We start from the raw sequence: 21841 nt of genomic DNA on the forward strand, positions 1-21841 counted from the left end.
CGGTGAATAGCAAAATGCAGGCCTTTATCGACGCCGTCCGGAACGCGATTGGCGACAAGGCGGTCGTGACCGACCGGCAAGACATCGAACCGTGGCTGACCGACTGGCGGGGGCGATATCGCGGCGAAGCGCCTGCGATGCTGTCACCCGCCAACCGCCAAGAGGTGCAGTCGATCGTTGCCTTGGCGGCCGAGCATGGCGTTCCCCTTGTCCCTCAGGGTGGGAACACCTCGATGGTCGGCGGGGCAACGCCGCCGGAGGAAGGTTCTGCCGTCATCCTGTCACTGAGGCGGATGAACCGGCTGCCGTCGATCAGCGCCGAAGACAATCTGGCGGTTGCGGAAGCGGGAATGATCCTGTCCGACCTGCACGACGCCGCCGCGGCGGCCGGCCGTCGCTTTCCGCTGACGCTCGGGTCGCGCGGCAGTTGCACGGTAGGCGGACTGGCCGCGACCAATGCCGGCGGGACGCAAGTCCTTCGGTTCGGGACGATGCGGGAGCTGGTCGCCGGGGTCGAGGCGGTGCTTGCCGACGGGTCGGTCCATGACGGCCTGGCCGCGCTCAAGAAGGATAATCGGGGCTACGATCTCAACCAGCTGCTGATCGGGTCGGAAGGGACGATTGGGGTCATTACCGCCGTCGCGCTGCGGCTGGTGCCCGCTGTGGCTGTGCGGGCGGTTGGCTGGGCCGGGGTGGCTGACCCACAGGCCGCCTTGCGCCTGCTCCGTTTCTTCGAGCAGCGGACCGACGCTGTCGAAGGATTCGAATTGATTGCCGGGGATTCGCTGGCTCTCGTCCTCAATCACATTCCTGGCACGCGCGCACCGCTTACCGGCAGTCACCGGTGGCATGTGCTGATCGAAGCGACTGCGGCCGATGCGGCGTCGGATCCTGCGCAAATGCTCCAGGATGTGCTCGGCCAGGCGATGGAGGCCGGCATGGTCGAGGATGCGACGATTTCGGCCAATGAGGCGCAGGCCGAAGCCTTCTGGCGCATTCGCGACAGCATCTCGGAAGCCGAGCGCGCCGAAGGGCCGACGACCGCCCACGACATCTCCGTGCCGATTGCCGCAATGCCGGATTTCATCGTCGAATCGTCAAGGACGGTAGAGCAAGCCTTTCCCGGCGCGGTCGCCAGCGCGTTCGGCCACCTTGGCGACGGCAACGTCCACTTCCATGTCCGCGCCGGCAGCCGGGTCGGCCCAGACTGGATGGCGGCGGAAGCGCCGGCAGTGACCCGCCTGGTGCATGACCTGGTCGTCGCCGCCGGCGGATCGATCTCAGCCGAGCACGGTATCGGCCAGATGAAGCGCGACGAATTGGAACGCCTCGCCGCGCCCGGGGACCTTGCGGCGATGCGCGCAATCAAGCGCGCCCTGGATCCGCGCGGAATCTTCAACCCCGGCAAGCTCGTCGACTAGGCCGGTTTCACGGTGAAGTGGCGCGCCCGGTAGGATTCGAACCTACGACCTCAAGCTTAGAAGGCTCGTGCTCTATCCAACTGAGCTACGGGCGCGCGGGAAAGGCAAATTAGGGCAATTGCCGGTCCGCTCAAAGCGCCATTCAGTTGGCGTTCAAGCAAATAGGTGGCATCTGGCACCAAGGGGGATGATTAGATGCGTTTACGTTTGTTATTGGCAGGTCTCGGCGGGCTGATCGCATCGGCTCCCGCAGCCGCTGAAACTGTGATCATCTACACCAACCCGATGACGATGCAGCGTCACACGGTCATCGTCGATTCCGATGGGCCTGACCGGGCATTTCTGTGCATGTTGCCGCCGGGCGATGCCGGTTGCCGCGCGGTCGCCGTTCGCCGCGAGCGGCGCTAGGCAACCGTTTCCAGCAATCCTTCGAACAGCCGGCGGCCGTCGGTGTTGCCGTGCGCCGCTTCGATCGCCCGTTCCGGGTGCGGCATCATCCCAAGGACATTGCCCGCGTCGTTGAGGATTCCGGCGATGTTGCGCGCCGATCCATTGACCGGCTCCGCGTAGCGGAAGGCGACCCGGCTCGATTGTTCAAGCCGGTCGAGCGTTTCCGGATCGGCCTGGTAATTGCCGTCGTGGTGAGCGACCGGAATGTGCACCGTCTCTCCGCTTTGATAGCCGCTCGTGAACAGGGATTGGCTGTTTTCCACGGTCAGCGCGACCGGTCGGGAGACGAAGTTGAGCGCTGCGTTGCGCATCAGCGCCCCGGGCAGGAGGCCGGTTTCGGTGAGCACCTGGAAACCGTTGCAGATGCCGAGCACCGGAACGCCGCGTCCCGCCGCATTGGAAACTTCGCGCATGATCGCCGATCGCGCGGCCATCGCGCCCGACCGCAAATAATCGCCGTAGGAAAAGCCGCCCGGAATGCCGATCAGGTCGACGCCGTCGGGCAGGGCTGTTTCCGCGTGCCAGACCATTGCCGGAGCGCGGCCCGTCACCGATTCGAGCGCGACCGCCAGGTCCCTGTCGCAGTTGGACCCGGGAAAGACGATGACCGCGGTCTTCATCGTTAGGGCAGCCGTTCGATCCGGAAGTTTTCGATCACGGTGTTGGCAAGCAGCTTGCGGCACATCGATTCGATGGCATCGTCGCCGGTGCCGTCGGCAAGGTCGAGCTCGATCAGCTTGCCGGCGCGAACCTCATTGACCCCGTCGAATCCCAAGCCCTCCAGGGCGTGGTGGATCGCCTTGCCTTGCGGGTCGAGAACGCCGGGTTTGAGCGTGACAAAGACGCGTGCCTTCATGCGCCGCCTATGGCTTCCCGGAGCAGCCGCGGCAAGGTCTTCGCGCCGGTTGCATGCTGGGCTATGTCGCGCAGGTGCAGGATCGCCCGCCTTATGCCGAGTTGCTGAATGTCGAGGTTGAACGCGGTGACGGCGAAATCATCGTCAACATGCCGTTCGCGGACGACGTCGTCGGGCGGCCGGGCTTCCTCCATGGGGGCGCCATTGCCGGCCTGCTGGAGATCGCCGCGTTCACGGCGCTTCGGGAGAAGCTGGCGAACGATTCCGTCCGGATGAAGCCGGTCACGGTGACGGTCGACTATATGCGGCCCGGGTCGGGCCACCCGACGCGGGCTTCGGCGCATGTCCAGCGGCTTGGGACGAATATCGCGAATGTCGAGGCCTTCGCCTGGCAGAAGGACCGCGACGAACCGATCGCGACGGCACGCATCAATTTCCTGCTGGAGCGTGGGCCCGACGCCTAATGAAAGGCTTCGTCGGGCTGGGGCTTCAGCGCCCTTGCAACGGCTCGGATCTCTTCCAGCGTGACTGGCTTGTCGTAAGGATCGGCATCTAGCCCGGTGACCCGGTGCAGCCGCTTCTGCCAGCCGTGCAGCGCATCGACGTATGGAACGAACGGCGTTCGCATCAGCGCACCGCTCGGCAGTTCCTCGACGTCGGCGATCCCCATGTGCAGCCATTCACCGCTGTGCCAATCGGTCATGTCGACCGCGGGAAACAGGCAGATGCCGTGCAACTCGACGCCGTTGTTGACCGCCGCCAGGGCTTCGCAGGTGATATCGTTGAGCCAGTCGACCCGGCCGCCGTACAGCCCGGAAGTCTCCGCGACGATGCATGGCCGACGGTACTTGCCCCAGGCCTCGGTGAGGAGGTCGCACACCGATCGGATGCGGTCGTCGCCCGGTTCGAGGGGCGTGTTCGGCCCACCGCCGCCGCCATATTCCATCTGCCCGAAGCTGTAGTTGTTGAACCCCAGGATATCGATCAATCCCAGGCTGCCGCCATATTCCGGGTGCTTGAGGCCGGAGATGATGTCCCAGGCAATGTAGGCGTCCTCGTAACTCTCGCGCCTCGCTTCGTCGGCAAGGTCGGGCCGGTCGCGCGGCGGCACCACCCACACCAGCGGGTCGATGTGGACGAACCGAGCGTCGGGAAGGTCGGCCCGGATCGCCTTGCACGCGGCGATATCGGCACGCGCCAGCATGGTGGTGAAGCGGCGCCGCTCGTCGGCGGTTTTGCCGAACGGCGCGCACCAGCCCCATTCTCCACCCATATAGCCCCAGAAGGTCGGCTCATTGACCGGCGTGAAGCAAGGCGGCCCGTGGTGCGCATGCCTGGCCACGTGGCGAGCGGCGGCACGGGCATAAGCGGCGAAACGGGTGATGAACGCTTCGGAATACGGGTCGAGATCGTCGGGATAGCCGTAGTGGCACAAATCCCAGATCGGCAGGATGTTGTGGTTGCGCTGGGCCGCCAGGAACGGGTCGATGCACGAAAAATCGTAGCGACCGTCCCCCTTGTCGACCAAGGGCCAGGGAACCCCTTCGCGCGCGACGGCAATGCCGAGCGGCGGCAGCATCGCATAATCTTCGTCCGCATGCTGATAGTGGCGAAGCTCCGCGTTCAGGTCGCGGCGAACCTTGTCCTTACCCCACAGGAACGAGGAACATTCGAAGCCGGACAGGAAAAAGGTCGGGAAGATGCCCTCGGTTGCCGCCATGGCCGGACTACGCGCCACGATGGGCTTCGGTTGCCGGGACGCTCCGGGTGGCCCCGGGCCGGCGGATTTGGCAAGAAGGCTGAATGCCGCCGTCCCAGTCGCTCATCCAGGTGCAATCTTTAGCCTCCGCCGGGCGTATCGCGGAGGCGGCCGCGGCCTTGGTTGCGGCTGCCGACCGCAACGACGGGGACGCCCTCTTCGAACTGGCGCTCTGGCGGATTTCAGGGCAGATCATTCGGCGGGACACGGCGGCTGCGCGGACCTTGATGGGGCGAGCGGCCGATGCCGGCCACTTGGAGGCGAAGCTCTACTTCGCCCATTTTCTGGCGAACGGCACAGGCGGCGAGCCGGATTGGCAGCGGGCGCGCCAGTTGCTGGAGGGCTTGCGCGGGCAACACCCGCGCGCGGATGAGCAACTCGACCTGCTGCGCGGCATGAGCATCGGCGATGACGGCGAGCCCGCTACCGACGCCAAGCTCGAAACGTTGAGCGAGAAGCCTTTGGTGCGCCGGCTCGCGGACTTTTTAAGCGCGGATGAGTGCGCATATCTGATGCGCCGGGCGGCCCCGCGCCTGACGCCCTCGGTGGTGATCGACCGGGCCACCGGCCGCAGCCATCCGCATCCAGTCCGCCGGTCGGACGGGACGTTCTTTGGCGTGACCGAAGAGGATCTGGTGGTGAACGCGATCAACCGCCGGATTGCTGCCGCGACCGGCACGAAGCCGGTCCAGGCGGAGCCGCTGCAGATCATCCATTATTCCAAAGGGGGTGAGTTCCGGCCGCATGTCGACACCGGCGCGCCTGGCGGCAATCAGCGCATCGTGACCGCCGTCGTCTATCTGACCGACGATTACGAAGGCGGCGAAACCCGCTTCATGAAAACGGGGCTAAGCTTCCGCGGCCGCGTCGGTGAACTCCTGACCTGGCGTAACGTCACGGCTGCCGGCCAGCCGGACCCGCAGACGGAACATGCCGGGATGCCGGTGACCGCCGGCACCAAGCAGATTGCGTCGCGCTGGATTTGGGCAAAGCCACCGGTCTTCCCGCCGCCGACACCGGCCGTGCCCAACCTGTGACGGAGCGGCCGGGTCGCCTTGCCCGACGCTATTGGGCAGCTTAGCGAGAATTGCGGCTGCGATCTCGCGGGCGACGGAGGCAAGCTAGAATGGACTTCGACTTAACCGACCGGCAGCGCCATTATCGCGACCGGGTCCGCGCCTTCGTCGAAGACTATATCCGGCCCCGCACCGCGGATTATCAAGCGCAACATTCGGGTGGCGACCGGTGGCAGCCGATCGCGGTCATTGAAGAGCTGAAGCCGAAGGCGCGTGCCGCCGGGTTGTGGAACCTGTTCATGCCACCCGCGCCCGCGGTTCCGCAGGTCGACGAAACCTTCCAGTTCGAGGGCGAGCAACTCACCAATCTCGAATATGCGCTGTGCGCCGAGGAGATGGGGCGCATTCCCTGGGCCAGCGAAGTCTTCAATTGCTCCGCGCCCGACACGGGCAACATGGAAGTGCTGCACCGCTACGGCACGCGCGAGCAGAAAGAACAATGGCTGGCGCCGCTGATGCGCGGGGAGATTCGATCCGCCTTCCTGATGACCGAGCCGGGCGTCGCTTCATCGGATGCGACGAATATCGAATGCAGCATTGCGCTGGCCGGCAACGCCTATGCGATCAACGGCCGCAAATGGTGGTCGTCCGGGGCAGGCGACCCGCGCTGCAAAGTCGCGATCGTCATGGGCAAGACCGACCCGGACGCGCCCTCGCACAAGCAGCAGTCGATGATCCTGGTGCCGCTCGACGCCGATGGAATCACCATCGAGCGTCACCTGACGGTGTACGGTTATGACGACGCGCCGCACGGACACATGGAAATCGAGCTCAGCGACGTTCGCGTGCCTCCAGCAAACATGCTGCTTGGGGAGGGCAGGGGATTCGACATTGCGCAGGGGCGCCTAGGGCCGGGGCGGATCCATCATTGCATGCGCACCATCGGTGCGGCGGAAGAAGCGCTGGAGCTGATGTGCAAGCGGCTGCAAAGCCGCACCGCTTTCGGCAAGCGATTGTCCGAGCACAGCATCTGGGAGCAGCGCGTGGCCGAGGCCCGGATCGAAATCGAGGCGACGCGGCTGCTGTGCCTGAAAGCGGCGGACGTCATGGACCGCGCCGGCAACAAGGCGGCCAAGGGCGAAATCGCGATGATCAAGGTCAAGGCGCCGAATATGGCGCTGAAGGTCATCGACGATGCGGTGCAGGCGTTCGGCGCGGCTGGCGTCGGGCAAGATACGCCGCTCGCGATGTCATGGGCGCATATCCGCACGCTGCGGCTGGCCGATGGCCCGGACGAAGTGCACAATCGCGCCATCGCGCTGATGGAGTTCAAGCGGCACGCGTCAGCGCCGGAATGAAAAAGGGCGGCGCTTTCGCACCGCCCTTCGTCCCCGCTCCGGAAATCGTTTAAGCGACGGCCGCGATCGGCTCCGGCAGTTCTTCCGAATCCGGATCGCGAAGCACGTAGCCGCGGCCCCAGACCGTCTCGATATAATTGGCGCCGCCGCAGGCCAGGCTCAGCTTCTTGCGCAGCTTGCAGATGAAGACGTCGATGATCTTGAGCTCGGGCTCGTCCATCCCGCCGTACAGGTGGTTGAGGAACATTTCCTTGGTCAGGGTCGTGCCCTTGCGGAGCGACAACAGCTCCAGCATCGCATATTCCTTGCCGGTCAGGTGCACTCGGGCGCTGTCGACCTCTACGGTCTTGGCATCCAGGTTCACGGCCAGCTTGCCGGTGCGGATGACCGACTGCGAATGGCCCTTCGAACGGCGGACAATGGCATGAATGCGGGCGACCAGTTCGTCGCGGTGGAAAGGCTTGGTGACGTAATCGTCGGCGCCGAAGCCCAGCGCGCGAACCTTGCTGTCCATTTCGCCAACGCCGGAAAGGATCAGGACCGGCGTCGAAACCTTTGAATTGCGCAGCTTCTTGAGCACGTCATAGCCGTGCATGTCGGGCAGGTTCAGGTCGAGCAGGATGATATCGTAATCATACAGCTTGCCCAGATCGAGGCCTTCTTCCCCCAGGTCGGTGGTATAGACATTGAAGCCTTCGATGCCGAGCATCAGCTCGATGCTCTTGGCCGTCGTCGGCTCGTCCTCAATCAGCAAGACCCGCATGTTCTTCCCCCCGTTTCAGACCAAAGCGTAAGCTCCGCTTAATGGCCTTGAAGCGTGCATTAACCATTCGAGAGATGAAGGCAAAAGGTTAATAATGTGTAACGCGCTGGAATCATTCGATCGTTGCTGAGGAGTCACAAAGTGCAGCGCGCCTGCTAAGGAGCGGGAATGAAAGCGGAAGACGTCTTTATCCCGGAGGAGGCGCTTAGCGAGGCGTTCCTGGCGGCAACTGGACCGGGCGGACAGAACGTCAACAAAGTCGCCACTGCGGTCCAGCTTCGCGTCAACTTGGAGCAGCTTCGTTTACCTTGCCAGGTGTTGGAGCGGCTGAAAGTCATCGCCGGGTCGAAAGTCACTTCGGGCGGGGAATTGCTGATTACTGCCCGCCGCTTTCGCACGCAGGATTCCAACCGCACCGACGCGCGTGTCCGGCTGGCGCAGATGATTGCCGATGCCCATATCGTGAGGCCGAAGCGAAAGCCGACGCGCCCCAGCCGGTCGGCCAGGGCCAAGCGGGTGGATTCGAAGAAGCAGCGCGGGGCGGTAAAGCAGGCCCGCGGCAGAGTGACGGAACATTAGTCCGTCATTGCGAGCGAAGCGAAGCAATCCCGCTGGATTGCCACGTCGTCTTCGGCTTCTCGCAATGACGAGGAGACAGAAGAATGTACGACTTCAAGATTGAAACCGGTGACGCGCCCGCGATGTATGCGGATCTCGCGCTGGCGCTCGAAGGCCTTACCAGCGGCGAGCCCGATGCGATTGCCAATATGGCCAATGCGGCCGCGCTGATCTGGGAAACGCTTCCGGACCTCAATTGGGCCGGCTTCTATCGCAATGTCGGCGCTGAGCTAGTCGTCGGGCCTTTCCAGGGGCGCCCGGCCTGCATTCGAATCCCGTTCGGCAGCGGTGTGTGCGGTGCGGCAGCCGCAACCCAGCAGGTCCAGCGGGTCGACGACGTCAACGCGTTCCCCGGTCACATCGCCTGCGACGCCGCAAGCGCAAGCGAACTGGTCGTCCCGATCGTCCGCGATGGTGAGCTGCTGGCGGTCCTCGACCTCGACAGCCCCAGGCCCGGGCGATTTAGTGCCGACGATGAAGCCGGCTGCGTCCGCCTCGCGGAAATCCTTGCCCGCGTGCTTTAGCTGAGCAGTTCGAGCCGTTCGTCCGACAACCCGCCCGGGATGATCATCACCGGGCAGGCGAGCGTGCCGGCATCCTTGCCCGCGAAGTGCGACACGAGCTCGCCCGGGCTCCCGCTCGGCGCCGCTCCAAGCACCAGCGCCGCAATATCGTCGCGGCTGGTCAGGTAATCGCGCACGATTTTCACCGCGTCCCCCTGGCGGAGCACGATTTCCGGCTTGATCCCTGCTTCGTCGAACAGCTCGCCCACGGCAGCGCTGACGATGCCTTCGATGCGCAGCTGCTGGTCTTCTTCCATCGCCGCCTGGACGCCGCCCCATTGGACGAAATCCTGCGGCGCGACCACGGCCAGCACTTCGACATGCCCGCCGGTCTTGACCGCGCGGCGAGCGGCGAAGCGCAGCGCCACGCGCGCTTCGGCGCTGTCGTCGATCACGACCAGATAAGTGCGGCCCCCTGCCATCGGCTCGAACGCTGCGGCAAAGCGCGGCCGAGCGCAAGCGAGAGGCCGCTGGCCCGTCGCAGACTTGACCCTGACCGGCGCATTCGCTTTGTGCCGCTAGCCTGCCCCACGCGGAAAGACCCTGATGCCAATCGAGCTTAAAATGCCGGCCCTGTCCCCGACGATGGAAGAGGGCACCCTTGCCAAATGGCTGGTCAAGGAAGGGGACGAGGTGACGTCCGGCGACATTCTTGCCGAGATCGAGACCGACAAGGCGACTATGGAGTTCGAAGCCGTCGACGAGGGCACGATCGCGAAAATCCTCGTCGCCGAGGGAAGCGACGGGGTGAAGGTCGGAACGCCGATCGCCATCCTCGCCTGCGAAGGCGAGGACGCGTCGAGTGCTTCGGCGACTCCGGCTCCGGCGGCAGCGCCCAAGCCCGAAGCTGATCCCGCCAAGGCCCCGACTCCGGAGCCCGAAGTGAAAGGGTACGGGACCAACCCCGGCGAAGACAAAAAGATCGCGCAGGCCGCTCCGCAGCCGCAGGCGAAGTCCGGCGGCGACCGGGTGAAGGCATCGCCCCTGGCCCGGCGCATTGCCGAGGCGCAGGGCGTCGAGCTGTCCGGAATCACCGGCAGCGGTCCCGGCGGGCGAATCGTCAAAGCGGATATCGAGGGCAAGGCCGGCTCCCCGGCGCAAGCGACGGCCAAGGCGGGCCCGGTAGCTAGCGCGGCCACCGCCGAGACCGACATCCCGCACGAAGCGGTCAAGCTGTCGAACATGCGCAAGACCATCGCGCGCCGGCTGACCGAGGCGAAGCAGACGATCCCGCACATTTACCTGACGGTCGATATCCAGCTCGATGCGCTGCTCAAGCTGCGCGGCGAGCTGAACAAGGGGCTGGAGAGCCGCGGCGTGAAGCTGTCGGTGAACGACCTGCTGATCAAGGCGCTGGCCCAGGCACTGATCGAAGTGCCGGAGTGCAATGTCAGTTTCGCGGGCGACAGCCTCATCAAGTACAGCCGCGCCGACATCTCGGTCGCTGTGTCCATCCCGGGCGGGCTGATCACGCCGATCGTGGCGGGCGCCGACGGCAAGAGCGTCTCGGCCATCGCGACCGAGATCAAGGAGCTCGCCGGCCGCGCCAAGGAAGGCAAGCTGCAGCCGCACGAATATCAGGGCGGCACGGCTTCGCTCAGCAACATGGGCATGTACGGGATCAAGCAGTTCGACGCCGTCATCAACCCGCCGCAGGCGATGATCATGGCGATCGGCGCGGGTGAGAAGCGGCCCTACGTGATCAACGACTCGCTCCAGATCGCCACCGTGATGAGCGCCACCGGCAGCTTCGACCACCGCGCCATCGACGGCGCCGACGGCGCGCGGCTGATGCAGGCGTTCAAGCGGCTAGTGGAGAATCCTCTGGGAATGCTTGCTTGAGCTTATTGCTGCTTCGAGTGGCGTTCATGGTCGTTATCTTGACCGCGCCATTCGTGCTGCTCGCGATGGCTCAGGGTAAGGCAGGCGGCCTCATCTGGCTGATGTTCCCGGTCGTATTGTTCGTTCCGGTCCTGCTTGCGTCGATCCTCTTGCTCGCGCCGTTCGAAGCGACGGTCGAGCGGTTCGGATGGAACGCGAATATACTTTTGCCGATATTCGGCGGTCTTCTCGGAGGCCTTGTTGTCGCGGTCGCATTCAAGATCTCGAAGAACCCGCAAGTGATGACGAAACTGCTGAATGGCGACCCGGCAATCGTGGGGGCGACGGCTGGAATTATCCTCACCGGCGCGGTCATCGCGGGCTTATGGCGCATCTCGCTATGGGCATTGAAGTGGATGGACTGGGCATGACCCGCGACAATCCGCACATCCGAGTCACAGCAATGCCCGCCGACACCAACCCCTATGGCGGCGTCTTCGGCGGCTGGTTGATGAGCCAGATGGGCCTGGCGTGCGGATCGTTCGCCTCCAAGCACAGCAAGGGGAAGGCGATCCTGGTTGCCGCGGACGCCCTGAAGTTTCCCGGCGCGATGGCGGTTGGCGATGAGCTTAGCGTCGAACTGCTGAAGCAGGGGCGCACGTCGATGCGGCTGCGGGCACAAGCGGTCGCGCGGGAGCGTGACGGCGAGGCGGAGAAAGTCGTGGCGGAGGGCGAACTCACCTTCGTCGCACTGGGGTCCGACGATCGGCCTCGGGAAATCGCCCCCGCTTAATCTTCCTGCATGTTCGGATCGCGCAGGCCCTGGGCGATGCCGCCGCGAATGCTCGTGCCCTGCACGCTGGTCACCGGATAAGCGCAATAATCGGCGGCATAAAAGGCGCTTGGGCGATGATTACCCGACAGGCCGACGCCGCCGAATGGGGCGTTGGACGGGGCGCCGTTGGTCGGCTTGTTCCAGTTGATGACCCCGGCGCGGACCTCGCTCCAGAAGCGCTCGAACTGTTCCGGGCTGCCGCCCAGCAGGCTCGCCGCCAGGCCGAAGCGAGTGTTGTTCGCCTCCGCGATCGCATCGTCGAAGCTCTTCACCCGGATCAGCTGGATCACCGGCCCGAAAAGCTCCTCGTCCGGCCGATCGCGGACATCGGTCACGTCGATCAGGGCGGGGGTCAAGTAAGGGCGATCCTCGAACGGACGGTCGAGACGACGGATCGGCTTGCCGCCCCTGATCATCAGCTCCACCCACTGCTCCTGCAAGTGGTCGGCGGCGGCATTGTCGATCACCGGCCCCATGAACGGCGGCGGTTCGGCGAACGGCTCGTCGACGATCATCCGGTCGATCAGCGCGGTCAGCGCGTCCAGCAACGGCCCTTGCTTGCCATCCTCGACGATCAGCCGCCGCGCGGCGGTGCAGCGTTGCCCGGCGCTGAGATAGCCGGATTGGGCGACGATGGCGGCGGCGGCCTCGATGTCCTTGGCGTTCCATACGACCATCGGGTTGTTGCCGCCCAGCTCCAGCGCCAGAATCTTGTGCGGAGTCTCGGCGAACTGCTTGTGCAACGCCATCCCGGCCCGCGCCGAGCCGGTGAAGAGCAGGCCGTCGATGTCCGCCTGCTCGGCCAGCGCCCGGCCCTCGTCGGGGCCGCCGACCAGCAACCGGACGACGCCTTTGGGAACGCCCGCCTCGTGGTAGCATCGGACGAGGAATTCGCCGGTCGCGGGTGTCTTTTCCGATGGCTTGAAGACCACCGCGTTGCCCGCGATCAGCGCCGGGACGATGTGCCCGTTCGGCAGGTGCGCGGGGAAATTGTAGGGCCCGAGCACCGCCAGCACGCCATGCGGCTTGTGCTGGACGATGACCTTGTTGCCCATCGCCGCTTCGACGGTCCGCTTGGGCGTGCGCTCGGCGAAGGCATTGATCGAAATCTCGACCTTGTTGACCACTGCACCGACCTCGGTCTGCGCTTCCCAGAACGGCTTGCCGGTCTCGCGTGCGATCAGTGTCGCGAACGCCTGCTCCTTCTTGCGCACGACGTTGGCAAAGCGGCGCAGCGTCTCCATCCGGTAGGACGGGGAGCGCCTTGCCCACTCAGCCGCCGCGGCTCGCGCCGCCGCAACCTCGGCGCCAGCCTCGCCGGGCGGTCCGGCCCAAAGCTGCTTGCCGGTGGCCGGTTCGGTCGAAATCAGTTGTTCGGGCATGGGCCGGCCTCCACCATGGGGCGAGTGTTCGGTCAAGCGGCGTCGGGTCCGTCCTGACCCATTGCCGCGCCCATTCGCCGCATGGCGGCGACCTTCGCCTCAAGCGGGCCCCAATCGTCGGCCTCGGCAATGGCCGCCCAGATCGCTTCAACTTCATCGATGTGCATCGAACATGGTTCTGGGCCGGACCAGTAGGCATGGCGCTGTTCGACCGCGCGGCCTTCAAGATGGGCAGCCAATTCGCGGAACGGCGGCTCGGGATACTGACCGGCGCCGGGGTCGCGGCCGCCGCGCCAGTCGAAGAAAAAGCGGTCGATGGTCGCTGCCTTGTTCTCGAGCGCTCGGACGATTGCGGCGGCGAGGTCGCGGTCGGCGTCGGGCATGGACGGCGCGACGCCAAGGCGGTGGATCAAGGCGTCGATCAGCGAACGTTCGAAAGTCTCGCCCCACCCGCCCAATGTCTCGGTCAGCCCCGCCACGGGCGTCAGCAACGACAGGCAACCGGCGAATTGGGCAACGTCCCAGTGGATCGCCTCCGGCTGCCGTCCAAAAGCGTAAAGCCCGTAATGGTCGAAGTAAGCGGCGGTGAAATCGGCGTCCCAGTGCGGCGTGAAGCGCCATGGACCGTAATCGAAGCTCTCGCCGGTGATGTTGATATTGTCGCTGTTGAGGACGCCGTGAACGAAACCCGCGGCCATGTAGCTGGCCGCCAGCTTCGCGGTTGCGGCGCAGACCAGCCCGAACAAGCGTCGCGCATTCGTTGCCGGATCGTCGTCGGGGGCCTCGCCGTACAGATGCTCGAGCGAATAGCGAACGAGTTGGTCGAGCCGGCCGGTAGCATTTTCAAATGCGTGCCGCTGGAAGCTGCCGATGCGAATGTGGCCATGGCTCAACCGGGTCAGCACGGCCGATCGAGTGGGCGAGGGCTCGTCCCCACGGACCAGTTCCTCGCCGGTTTCGAAAACGGCGAACGTCTTGGACGTGTTGACGCCCAGCGCATCGAGCATCTCCGTCGCCAGGATTTCGCGCACCGCGCCTTTCAGAGTCAGGCGCCCGTCGGCGGTGCGGCTCCAGGGTGTCTGGCCGGACCCCTTGGTTCCGAGGTCGAGCAGCCGACCGCGATCGTCGCGAAGCTGCGCGAACAGGAAACCGCGTCCGTCGCCAAGCTCCGGATTATACGTGCGGAATTGATGGCCGTGGTAGCGCAGCGCAAGCGGCTGCTGCAGGTTGCCCGCCAGCGGGTCGAAGCGGCAGAAGTGACGCGCCCACGCTTCGTCGGAAAGGTCGGCCAGCCCGACGGTCGCTGCCGCCCTGCGGTTGAGGAAGCGCGCGGCGCATTGCGGAAAGTCGGCTGCTCGGACCGGATCGTAGAATGCGTCGCCAAGCTGGAGGATTTGGACGTCCGGGCGGTAGGGTTGCTCGACTTGCATCCCGTCGCGATAGGGGAGGCCACCGGCAGGGGGAACCACGGATGGCAGCCTGGAGCGACCGATACTGGACCAGCCGCGACGGCCTGAAGCTCCATTTCCGCGATTATGCCGGGCCCAGCGACCGTCCACCATTGCTGTGCCTCCACGGCCTGACCCGCAACGGCCGCGATTTCGAAAGCCTCGCTAACCGTTACGCCGGGCAGTGGCGGCTGATCGTGCCCGATTTTCGCGGTCGCGGATCGAGCGGCTACGATCCCAATTCGGCCAACTACCTGCCGCAGACCTACGCCGCCGACGTGATCCAGTTGCTGGCCGAGATCGAGGTCGACCGCGCGGTGTTCATCGGCACCTCGCTCGGCGGTCTGGTGACGATGATCGTCGCCGCGGTCGCGCCGCAACTGATCGCCGGGGCGCTGCTCAACGACGTCGGACCGGAACTCAACACCAAAGGCCTCGACCGAATCCGCGATTATGTCGGCAAGCCCGAGCTGTTTCGCGATTGGGCAGAAGCGACGTCGGCCTTCTCGGAGCGCCTTGCCGGCGTTCACCCGCGCTACGACACCGCGGCGTGGGAACGCTACGCGCGGCGGGTGTGCCGGCAGACGGAACGCGGGATCGAGCTCGATTATGACATGGCGATCGTCGATCCGTTCGATGCGCTTTACATCGAACCGCGGCCGGACGCCTGGCCCCTGTTCGCCGCGCTAGGCGGCCGCCCGCTGACCATTTTGCGCGGAGAGACGTCCGACCTGTTGCCGGCCGAAGCCGCCGAGCGAATGCGCCAGGCGATCCCAGGGGCCGAGCTGGTGACCGTGCCGAAGGTTGGCCACGCGCCCGACTTTGAAGAACCGGAGACCATCGCGGCAGTCGATCGCTTGCTGGAGCGCGTGCTCGCCGCCTAACCGACCAGCATTTTCAGCTTGTCGAGGGCGGGAGCGTCCCCCTCGTCGGCCGCAATCGTCCCCGCGCGCTGGCCGTCGCGGTCGAACAGCTGCACGGTTGCCGTATGATCGACCGTATAGTCGCCGCCGCTAGTCGGCACCTTCTGCGAGAAGATTCCAAACTGCTGCTTCACCCCGTCGATCTGCGCAGGCGATCCGGTCAGGCCGATGACCGGAGAATTGAAGGCTTTCGAATAAGCGCCGACCTCCTCGGCCCCGTCCCGCTCCGGATCGACGGTGACGAACACGATGTTGAACGCTTCCTCACCGCGCCCGACCGCCTTGCGCAGCCGGATCAGCCGCGAAAGCGTCGTCGGGCAGACGTCCGGGCAGTGGGTGAAGCCAAAAAACAGCGCATAGGGCTTTCCAGCCAGCTTGCTGCTCGGAAACGGCTGCCCATTGCCGTCAGTCAGGGTGAAGGGGCCAACGGGCGTCGAAGCGGCGCTGATCGTCATGGGCTGCTGTTCGTGGCCCCGAGTGGCAACCAACACGCCGGCCACCGCTGCCACCGCCACCGCAATCCAAAGAACGATCCGCAAGCGCTTCACATCGCCGCTCCGGCAGCATCTTTCACCGGCAAGGCGATCGACAGCTCGGCGCCGCGCTCGAAGCGCAGCCGAAGCGTGAAGGGCTGCCCGATCGTAAGCGGCTGTTTCAGCCCCGTGATCATGATGTGATCCCCGCCCGGACGGAACTGGGCCGTCGCGCCGTGCTGGAGCTCAACCCGCGCCAGTGGCCGCATCCGCATGATTCCCCCCGCCATCGAGGTGCTGTGCATGGACGCGGCACCGTCGCTGGCAGCGACTTCGACAAGCGCGTCGGCGCCGCCACGGTTGGTCAGCGTCAGGTAAGCGGCGGTGCTGGCCTGCCCGTCTTGGGTCGCTCTTACCCATGCGTCGCGGACTTCGATCTCGGGCGCGGCGTCGGGTGCCGAGCAGGATGCGAGCAAGAAGAGCAGCACGGGGGCCGCGCATCGTTTCAACATCGCTTCACTCTCTCCGGTCGTTCACAGCCGGGACTGGGCGGGCAAGCGCTGCCAATCGGTTGAAGTTGGAGGCCCGAGCCGGAATCGAACCGGCGTGCAAGGATTTGCAGTCCTCTGCGTAACCACTCCGCCATCGGGCCGCCGCCGCGCATTTCGTTGGGAATTCAGGTCCGGTCAAGGGCAAAGGCCCGACGACGCCCTTCGCGACGACGGTTCTTTTCGACGAGCGGCACTAGCGTCGGCTTGGCGTAGGGACCCTCGCCGGATAAGAGCATCTTGTATCGCAACTGTATTAGCGGCATATAACACCTATGACGGTCCAGACGACCATTCTCGACTTCGCAGCGGCACGCGTGGCAATGGTGGACAGCCAGTTGCGGCCCCAGGGCGTCAACTATGCGCCCGTCGCTGAAGCGATGGCCGCGATTCCGCGCGAACAGTTCGTCGCCGAAGATGTTTGGCCGCTGGCATATAGCGACCGGGCGGTCGCAATCGGTGACGGACGCGCCATGTCCTCGCCCACCGTGCTTGGCCTGCTGTTGACCGAACTCGCCCCTCGAGCGGGCGAGCGCGCGCTCGTGATCGGCTGTGGCACTGGTTATTCAGCTGCGGTGCTGGCGGAAATGGGCGTCGAGGTCGTCGGGCTCGAGTGCTCGGCGTCGCTCGCGGCCGAAGCGCGCGCTAAGGGTATCGAGGTCGTCGAAGGGCCCCTGGCCCAGGGCCTCAATGGCCGCGCACCCTTCGACCTAATCCTGGTCGATGGCGCCGTCGACCATCTTCCGCAGCCGCTGCTGGACCAGCTCGCGTCCAATGGGCGGCTTGCCGCGGCGCTCGTCGACCAGGGGATCAGCCGGCTCACGCTCGTCCGCCGTGCCGGCGATGGCTTCGGGATGCAGACGCTTGGCGACCATGGCGCCGCCCCGCTCCCGGGCTTTGATCGTCCCAAGAGTTTTACCTTTTAAAGAGACCTGGAGTTTCCGTGACCCATCGCTCGATTTTCATAGCCGGCCTGGCCGCCGCCTTGCTGGCGGGCACCGCATCCGCGGACACGCTGCGCGAAGCGCTGGTGTCGACTTATCGGACCAACCCGACGCTGACTGCTCAGCGCGAAGCGCTGCGGGCGACCGACACGACCGTCGCCATCGCGCGCGCCGCGGGTCGGCCGCAGGTTAGCGCCACCGCCGGCCTGAACCGCGACCTCACCCGCAGTGGCGTGCTCGACGTCGGCGGAAAGGGGCCGGACGTCTCGGTCGGCGTTGATCTATCCTATCCGATCTTCACCGGCGGGAGCGTCCGCAACCAGGTCCGCGGCGCCAAGGCGCGGGTCGAAGCGGGTCGCGCGACCCTGCGCGCCGTGGAGGGGGATGTCTTCACCGAAGCCGTCGCCGTCTACATGGACGTGATCCGCGACCGTGCGGTCGTCGAGTTGAACCAGAACAATATCTCGGTGCTCCGGACCAACCTCGAAGCCACCAAGGACCGGTTCGAGATTGGCGACGTGACCCGCACCGACGTCGCCCAATCGGAAGCGCGGCTTGAACTCGCCCGTTCCAACCTCGCCATTGCCCAGGGCCGGCTCACGTCCAGCGAAGAAAATTATCGCCGCGTGATCGGGCATCGGCCGGACCAGCTGGCGCCGCCGCCGCCGCTGCCGCCGCTGCCGGCCACGCCGGAGGAAGCGGTGCGCATCGCGCTTGCGAGCAACCCCGACCTGCTGGCGGTGAACCGGCAGATCGCGGCGGCCGGCTTCGACGTCAATGTCGCTCGGGCGGGGCGCCTGCCGACGCTGTCCGCCGGGGCCAGCGGCACCTACGTCAACGACCTGAGCGGCGGGACGACCGACTTTTTCGGCCAGCAGAACCCCAGCGCAGGGACCAAGACCACGGTCGGCGTCAATTCGCGGATTCCGCTGTACCAGGGTGGCGCGCCCGCCGCCCGGATCCGCCAGGCGCAAGCGATCCAGAGCCAGATCATCGAACAATCGATCGGCACCGAGCGCGCGGTCATCGCCAACACCCGCGCAGCCTATGCCACCTACCGCGCCGCCCAAGATGCGATTGCATCGAACGCCGTGGCGGTCAGCGCCAACGAGCTCGCGCTGGAAGGCGCCCGCGCCGAACGCTCCGTTGGGACCCGCACCGTTCTCGACGTCCTCAACGCCGAACAGGAATTGCTGAACGCGCAGGTCGCGCTGGTCACCGCCAAGCGCGATGCCTACGTCGCCGGGTTCCAGCTGCTCAACGCCATGGGCCAGGCCGAAGCCGACGATCTCGGCCTCGACGGCGGCCCGCTGTACGACCCGCTGGGCAATTACCGGCGAGTCGCTGGCGGGATCAATGACTGGGCGAGCGACGCGCTTCGCGCTCCCGCGGCCACGCGGACCCTGACCCCGGCCGAGATCGGCGTTGCGCCGCAGCCGCTGCCGACGCCGCATGATCAGTAAGCAGGCGTCGCTTCGCCGGCAGTAAGCAGGGGTGACTTCGCCGGCGGCTTGGGCGATATCGATCCGATGCAATCCGCCGGACGCGAACCTTCGATGGAAGACATCCTCGCCTCGATCAAAAAAGTGATCGCGGACGAAAAGGAACAGCGAACCGCGCCGCCGCCCGCTGCCGCCGCGATCGATGAGGGCGCTGACGAGGACGACATCCTCGAACTCGACCAGCCGATTGCGCCGGTCGACCTTGGCCCGCCATTGGTCGACCAGGGCGCGCTCGAAGCCGCCCGCCACTCGCTGGACGAACTTTCGACCGTCGCCGCTTCGGTGCCGCCGGCACCGGAAACCAACCCGTTCGAGGACATGGTGCGCGACATGGTCCGGCCGATGCTCAAGCAATGGCTCGACGAGAACCTGCCGGAGCTGGTCAGCGAGCATGTGAAGCGGGAGATTTCGCGGATTACCGGCCGCCCCGTCTGATTGCCGCGGTTGATGCTGCGCTGCGCCACCGCTAGGCGCGGCTGCGATGAGCGAACTGCCGAAAACCTTTGATCCTGCCGCAATCGAGCGGCGCTGGTACGAGCATTGGGAGTCGAACGGGCTGTTCCGGCCCGAGCGCCCGAACGCAGAGCCGTGGACGATCGTCAATCCGCCACCCAACGTCACCGGCTCGCTGCATATCGGCCACGCGCTCGACAACACGCTGCAGGACGTCATGACCCGCTATGAGCGGCTACGGGGCAAGGACGCCTTGTGGGTCGTCGGGACCGACCATGCCGGAATTGCCACGCAGATGGTGGTCGAGCGCCAGCTCGAGGAGCGGCAGGACAAGCGCACCAACTACAGCCGTGACGCGTTCGTCGCGAAGGTCTGGGACTGGAAGCAGGAAAGCGGCGGCGAAATCACGCGCCAGCTGCGCCGCCTCGGCTGTTCGATGGACTGGAAGAACGAGCGCTTCACGATGGACGAGGGCTTTACCAAAGCCGTCCTCAAGGTGTTCGTGCAGCTTTACCGCGAAGGCCTGCTGTACCGCGATAAGCGCCTCGTGAACTGGGATCCCAAGTTCCAGTCGGCGATCAGCGACCTCGAAGTCGAAACCCGCGAAGTTCAGGGCAAGTTCTGGCACCTGACGTACCCGCTGGCCGACGGGAGCGGCCACATCAGCGTCGCGACCACCCGGCCCGAAACGATGCTCGCCGACATGGCGGTCGCGGTTCATCCCGAGGACGAGCGCTACGCGAAGCTGGTCGGGCAACAGGTGCGGTTGCCGATTACCGGGCGGCTGATCCCGATCATCGCTGACGAACATGCCAATCCGGAGCTTGGCTCGGGCGCGGTGAAGATTACGCCGGGGCACGATTTCAACGACTTCGAGGTCGGCAAGCGCGCGGGCATGCAGCCACGCGACATGCTCAACATGCTCGATGGGCAGGCGCGGGTTTGCCAGACGGCGGACGGGTTGGTGCCTGACGCACTGCTCGGGATGGACCGCTTCGACGCCCGCAAGAGGGTGGTCGAGCTATTGGAGGCGGAAGGCGCGCTGGAACGGGTCGAGGACCGCGTCATCCAGCTGCCTTATGGCGACCGCTCCGGTGTAGTCATCGAGCCGTGGCTGACCGACCAATGGTATGTCGACGCCGCGACGCTGGCGAAGCCGGCGATCGCTGCGGCGCGCACCGGCAAGATCGAGATCGTCCCCAAGAGCTGGGAAAAGACCTGGTTCAACTGGCTTGAGAACATCCAGCCCTGGTGCGTCTCCCGGCAGCTATGGTGGGGGCATCGAATCCCGGCGTGGTACGACGAAGACGGCAGGGTCTACGTCGCCGAAACCGAGGCGGAGGCGCGCGCCGAAGCCGGAGACAGGCCGCTTCGCCGTGACGAGGACGTACTCGACACCTGGTTCAGCTCGGCCCTGTGGCCGTTCGCGACGCTCGGCTGGCCGGAGCAGAGCGACGAGCTCAAGCGCCACTATCCCAACGACCTGCTGATCAGCGGCTTCGACATCATCTTCTTTTGGGATGCCCGCATGGCGATGCAGGGCATCCATTTCATGGGCGAAGTGCCGTGGAAGCGGCTTTACCTGCACGGCCTGGTCCGCGATGCGCACGGCGCCAAGATGTCCAAGTCGAAGGGCAATACGGTCGACCCGCTCGGCCTGATCGACAAATATGGCGCTGACGCGCTGCGCTTCACGATGGCGGCGATGGAAAGCCAGGGCCGCGACATCAAGCTCGATGAGAAACGGGTCGAAGGCTATCGCAACTTCGCGACCAAGCTGTGGAACGCGGCGCGCTTCCTGCAGATGAACGGGGTCGGCGCGAGCGGCAGCATCGCCGCGCCGGAAGCGGCGTTGCCAATCAACCGCTGGATCATCGGTGAGGTGGTCGAGACCCTGGCCAAGCTCAACCGCGCCTTCGACGAGCTGCGCTTCGACGACATGGCCGACGCCATCTATCACTTCACCTGGGGCACCTTCTGCGACTGGTATGTCGAGCTGGTGAAGGGCGCGTTCGACGCCGAAACCAAGGCCGTCGCCGCTTGGGCCTTCGACCAGATTTTGGTGATGCTGCACCCGATCATGCCGTTCATCACGGAAGAACTGTGGTCGGCGATGGGCGAGCGGCCCTACGAGCTGATCGTTGCCAAGTGGCCGGAGCCGGAGGCGAGCGCCGACCAGCAATCGAAGCGGGAGATCGAGTGGACGATCGAGCTTGTCTCGCAGGTCCGCACGCTGCGCGCCGAATTGAATATTCCGTGGAGCGCCACGCTGGAGCCTGTCGTCCTCGGTAACGGCGTCAGCGCCGAACGGATCAACAGCGGAACGGCCATTCTCGGCCGGATGGCGAAGCTGGGTCAGGCGCGATCCGCGGACGCGGCGCCGGCCGGATCAGCGCAAGTCGTCGTCAACGGCGAGACTATTGCCTTCCCGCTTTCGGGGCATATCGATCTCGAGGCGGAAAAGGGACGCCTGGCAAAGGCTGCGGCGGCCGCCGAGAAGGAACGCGACAGCCTCGCCGCCCGCCTCTCCAACCCCAACTTCACCGAGCGGGCCAAGCCGGAAGCGGTCGAAAAGGCGCGCGCCGATCATGCGGAGAAATCGGCTGAGGCCGAACGCTATCGTGCGGCGTTGGAGCGGCTTGGGTAGGTGACCCATCATGCTGAACTTGGTTCAGCATCCATGCTGGAGACGTCTGTGCAGCTAGAGA

At 65.5% G+C, this 21841-nt stretch carries 24 protein-coding genes and 2 tRNA genes; 15 read left to right on the forward strand and 11 right to left on the reverse strand.

The features are described from left to right. Positions 1-14: 14 nt before the first annotated feature. The gene (locus G7078_RS04245; protein ID WP_166096118.1) at positions 15-1421 is read left to right on the forward strand and encodes an FAD-binding oxidoreductase; all 1407 of its coding nucleotides are present in this window, start codon (positions 15-17) and stop codon (positions 1419-1421) included. A gap of 18 nt (positions 1422-1439) precedes the next feature. Here the strand turns inward: G7078_RS04245 and G7078_RS04250 are convergent. Beyond that, a tRNA-Arg gene (locus G7078_RS04250) sits at positions 1440-1516 on the reverse strand. Between the two features lie 169 nt (positions 1517-1685). On the opposite strand from G7078_RS04250, the gene G7078_RS04255 reads away from it, so the two are divergent. Continuing rightward, the gene (locus tag G7078_RS04255; protein WP_166093331.1) at positions 1686-1829 is read left to right on the forward strand and encodes a hypothetical protein; all 144 of its coding nucleotides are present in this window, start codon (positions 1686-1688) and stop codon (positions 1827-1829) included. Here G7078_RS04255 and purQ read toward each other — a convergent pair. Further along, positions 1826-2491: a phosphoribosylformylglycinamidine synthase subunit PurQ gene (purQ, locus tag G7078_RS04260; RefSeq protein ID WP_166093334.1), complete on the reverse strand. Its 666-nt coding sequence runs from the start codon at positions 2489-2491 to the stop codon at positions 1826-1828. The two genes, G7078_RS04255 and purQ, sit on opposite strands and share 4 nt — an antisense overlap. A 2-nt stretch (positions 2492-2493) precedes the next feature. Continuing rightward, entirely contained in the window at positions 2494-2727 is a 234-nt protein-coding gene (gene purS, locus G7078_RS04265; protein WP_166093336.1) for a phosphoribosylformylglycinamidine synthase subunit PurS, read from the reverse strand. A 53-nt stretch (positions 2728-2780) separates the two neighbouring features. On the opposite strand from purS, the gene G7078_RS04270 reads away from it, so the two are divergent. Next, entirely contained in the window at positions 2781-3191 is a 411-nt protein-coding gene (locus G7078_RS04270) for a PaaI family thioesterase (protein WP_166093338.1), read from the forward strand. Here the strand turns inward: G7078_RS04270 and G7078_RS04275 are convergent. Next, positions 3188-4465: a hypothetical protein gene (locus G7078_RS04275; RefSeq protein ID WP_206367475.1), complete on the reverse strand. Its 1278-nt coding sequence runs from the start codon at positions 4463-4465 to the stop codon at positions 3188-3190. The two genes, G7078_RS04270 and G7078_RS04275, sit on opposite strands and share 4 nt — an antisense overlap. 65 nt (positions 4466-4530) lie before the next feature. Here G7078_RS04275 and G7078_RS04280 point away from each other — a divergent pair, with 65 nt between their 5' ends. Together G7078_RS04280 and G7078_RS04285 are read left to right on the forward strand one after the other, a co-directional pair. After that, positions 4531-5523: a 2OG-Fe(II) oxygenase gene (locus G7078_RS04280; RefSeq protein ID WP_166093340.1), complete on the forward strand. Its 993-nt coding sequence runs from the start codon at positions 4531-4533 to the stop codon at positions 5521-5523. Positions 5524-5612: 89 nt separating this feature from the next. Then, positions 5613-6860 carry an acyl-CoA dehydrogenase family protein gene (locus G7078_RS04285; protein ID WP_166093343.1) on the forward strand — a complete coding sequence of 416 codons (1248 nt, stop codon included), beginning with the start codon at positions 5613-5615 and terminating at the stop codon, positions 6858-6860. 49 nt (positions 6861-6909) lie between these two features. Here G7078_RS04285 and ctrA read toward each other — a convergent pair whose 3' ends face one another. Continuing rightward, a complete protein-coding gene (ctrA, locus tag G7078_RS04290) occupies positions 6910-7623 on the reverse strand; it encodes a response regulator transcription factor CtrA (RefSeq protein ID WP_166093345.1) in 714 nt (237 codons plus the stop codon). 168 nt (positions 7624-7791) lie between these two features. On the opposite strand from ctrA, the gene arfB reads away from it, so the two are divergent. Then, complete coding sequence (arfB, locus tag G7078_RS04295; protein WP_166093348.1) at positions 7792-8202, forward strand: alternative ribosome rescue aminoacyl-tRNA hydrolase ArfB; 411 nt, start codon at positions 7792-7794, stop codon at positions 8200-8202. Between the two features lie 83 nt (positions 8203-8285). Continuing rightward, positions 8286-8765, forward strand: a complete 480-nt coding sequence (locus tag G7078_RS04300; RefSeq protein WP_166093350.1) for a GAF domain-containing protein — start codon at positions 8286-8288, stop codon at positions 8763-8765. On the opposite strand, the gene G7078_RS04305 is transcribed toward G7078_RS04300, so the two are convergent. Beyond that, positions 8762-9226 carry a universal stress protein gene (locus tag G7078_RS04305; RefSeq protein ID WP_166093352.1) on the reverse strand — a complete coding sequence of 155 codons (465 nt, stop codon included), beginning with the start codon at positions 9224-9226 and terminating at the stop codon, positions 8762-8764. The two genes, G7078_RS04300 and G7078_RS04305, sit on opposite strands and share 4 nt — an antisense overlap. A 124-nt stretch (positions 9227-9350) precedes the next feature. Here G7078_RS04305 and G7078_RS04310 point away from each other — a divergent pair, with 124 nt between their 5' ends. From G7078_RS04310 to G7078_RS04320, 3 genes are read left to right on the forward strand one after another with little or no spacing between them, the layout of a single operon-like run. Beyond that, entirely contained in the window at positions 9351-10646 is a 1296-nt protein-coding gene (locus tag G7078_RS04310; protein ID WP_166093354.1) for a pyruvate dehydrogenase complex dihydrolipoamide acetyltransferase, read from the forward strand. Positions 10647-10672: 26 nt separating this feature from the next. Beyond that, positions 10673-11056 carry a hypothetical protein gene (locus G7078_RS04315; RefSeq protein WP_166093357.1) on the forward strand — a complete coding sequence of 128 codons (384 nt, stop codon included), beginning with the start codon at positions 10673-10675 and terminating at the stop codon, positions 11054-11056. Then, positions 11038-11418 (forward strand): acyl-CoA thioesterase, encoded by a 381-nt coding sequence (locus tag G7078_RS04320; protein ID WP_425505260.1) that lies wholly within the window; start codon positions 11038-11040, stop codon positions 11416-11418. Before G7078_RS04315 ends, G7078_RS04320 begins: the two co-directional genes overlap by 19 nt. Here the strand turns inward: G7078_RS04320 and astD are convergent. Both astD and G7078_RS04330 read right to left on the reverse strand, forming a co-directional pair. Further along, the gene (gene astD / locus G7078_RS04325; protein WP_166093359.1) at positions 11415-12842 is read right to left on the reverse strand and encodes a succinylglutamate-semialdehyde dehydrogenase; all 1428 of its coding nucleotides are present in this window, start codon (positions 12840-12842) and stop codon (positions 11415-11417) included. The genes G7078_RS04320 and astD overlap by 4 nt on opposite strands. A 32-nt stretch (positions 12843-12874) precedes the next feature. After that, positions 12875-14272, reverse strand: coding sequence for a protein adenylyltransferase SelO family protein (locus tag G7078_RS04330; RefSeq protein WP_166093362.1), 1398 nt, complete (start codon positions 14270-14272; stop codon positions 12875-12877). Between the two features lie 41 nt (positions 14273-14313). Between G7078_RS04330 and G7078_RS04335 the strand changes: the two genes are divergently transcribed. Continuing rightward, positions 14314-15174, forward strand: coding sequence for an alpha/beta fold hydrolase (locus G7078_RS04335; protein WP_166093364.1), 861 nt, complete (start codon positions 14314-14316; stop codon positions 15172-15174). On the opposite strand, the gene G7078_RS04340 is transcribed toward G7078_RS04335, so the two are convergent. The 3 genes from G7078_RS04340 to G7078_RS04350 form a co-directional block, all read right to left on the reverse strand. Next, a complete protein-coding gene (locus G7078_RS04340) occupies positions 15171-15761 on the reverse strand; it encodes an SCO family protein (protein ID WP_166093366.1) in 591 nt (196 codons plus the stop codon). The genes G7078_RS04335 and G7078_RS04340 overlap by 4 nt on opposite strands. After that, the gene (locus G7078_RS04345) at positions 15758-16174 is read right to left on the reverse strand and encodes a copper chaperone PCu(A)C (protein ID WP_166093368.1); all 417 of its coding nucleotides are present in this window, start codon (positions 16172-16174) and stop codon (positions 15758-15760) included. Before G7078_RS04345 ends, G7078_RS04340 begins: the two co-directional genes overlap by 4 nt. 90 nt (positions 16175-16264) lie before the next feature. Beyond that, positions 16265-16338: transfer RNA gene (locus G7078_RS04350), tRNA-Cys, on the reverse strand. A 171-nt stretch (positions 16339-16509) separates the two neighbouring features. On the opposite strand from G7078_RS04350, the gene G7078_RS04355 reads away from it, so the two are divergent. The 4 genes from G7078_RS04355 (at position 16510) to G7078_RS04370 (ending at position 21780) form a co-directional block, all read left to right on the forward strand. Further along, the gene (locus G7078_RS04355; RefSeq protein WP_166093369.1) at positions 16510-17160 is read left to right on the forward strand and encodes a protein-L-isoaspartate O-methyltransferase family protein; all 651 of its coding nucleotides are present in this window, start codon (positions 16510-16512) and stop codon (positions 17158-17160) included. A gap of 17 nt (positions 17161-17177) precedes the next feature. Then, positions 17178-18641, forward strand: coding sequence for a TolC family outer membrane protein (locus G7078_RS04360; protein WP_166093372.1), 1464 nt, complete (start codon positions 17178-17180; stop codon positions 18639-18641). Positions 18642-18707: 66 nt separating this feature from the next. After that, positions 18708-19115, forward strand: a complete 408-nt coding sequence (locus tag G7078_RS04365) for a DUF2497 domain-containing protein (RefSeq protein WP_166093374.1) — start codon at positions 18708-18710, stop codon at positions 19113-19115. A 46-nt stretch (positions 19116-19161) separates the two neighbouring features. Continuing rightward, positions 19162-21780, forward strand: coding sequence for a valine--tRNA ligase (locus G7078_RS04370; protein WP_166093376.1), 2619 nt, complete (start codon positions 19162-19164; stop codon positions 21778-21780). Positions 21781-21841 lie beyond the last annotated feature (61 nt).

It is taken from the genome of Sphingomonas sinipercae (genome assembly GCF_011302055.1).
Classification (GTDB): domain Bacteria; phylum Pseudomonadota; class Alphaproteobacteria; order Sphingomonadales; family Sphingomonadaceae; genus Sphingomicrobium; species Sphingomicrobium sinipercae.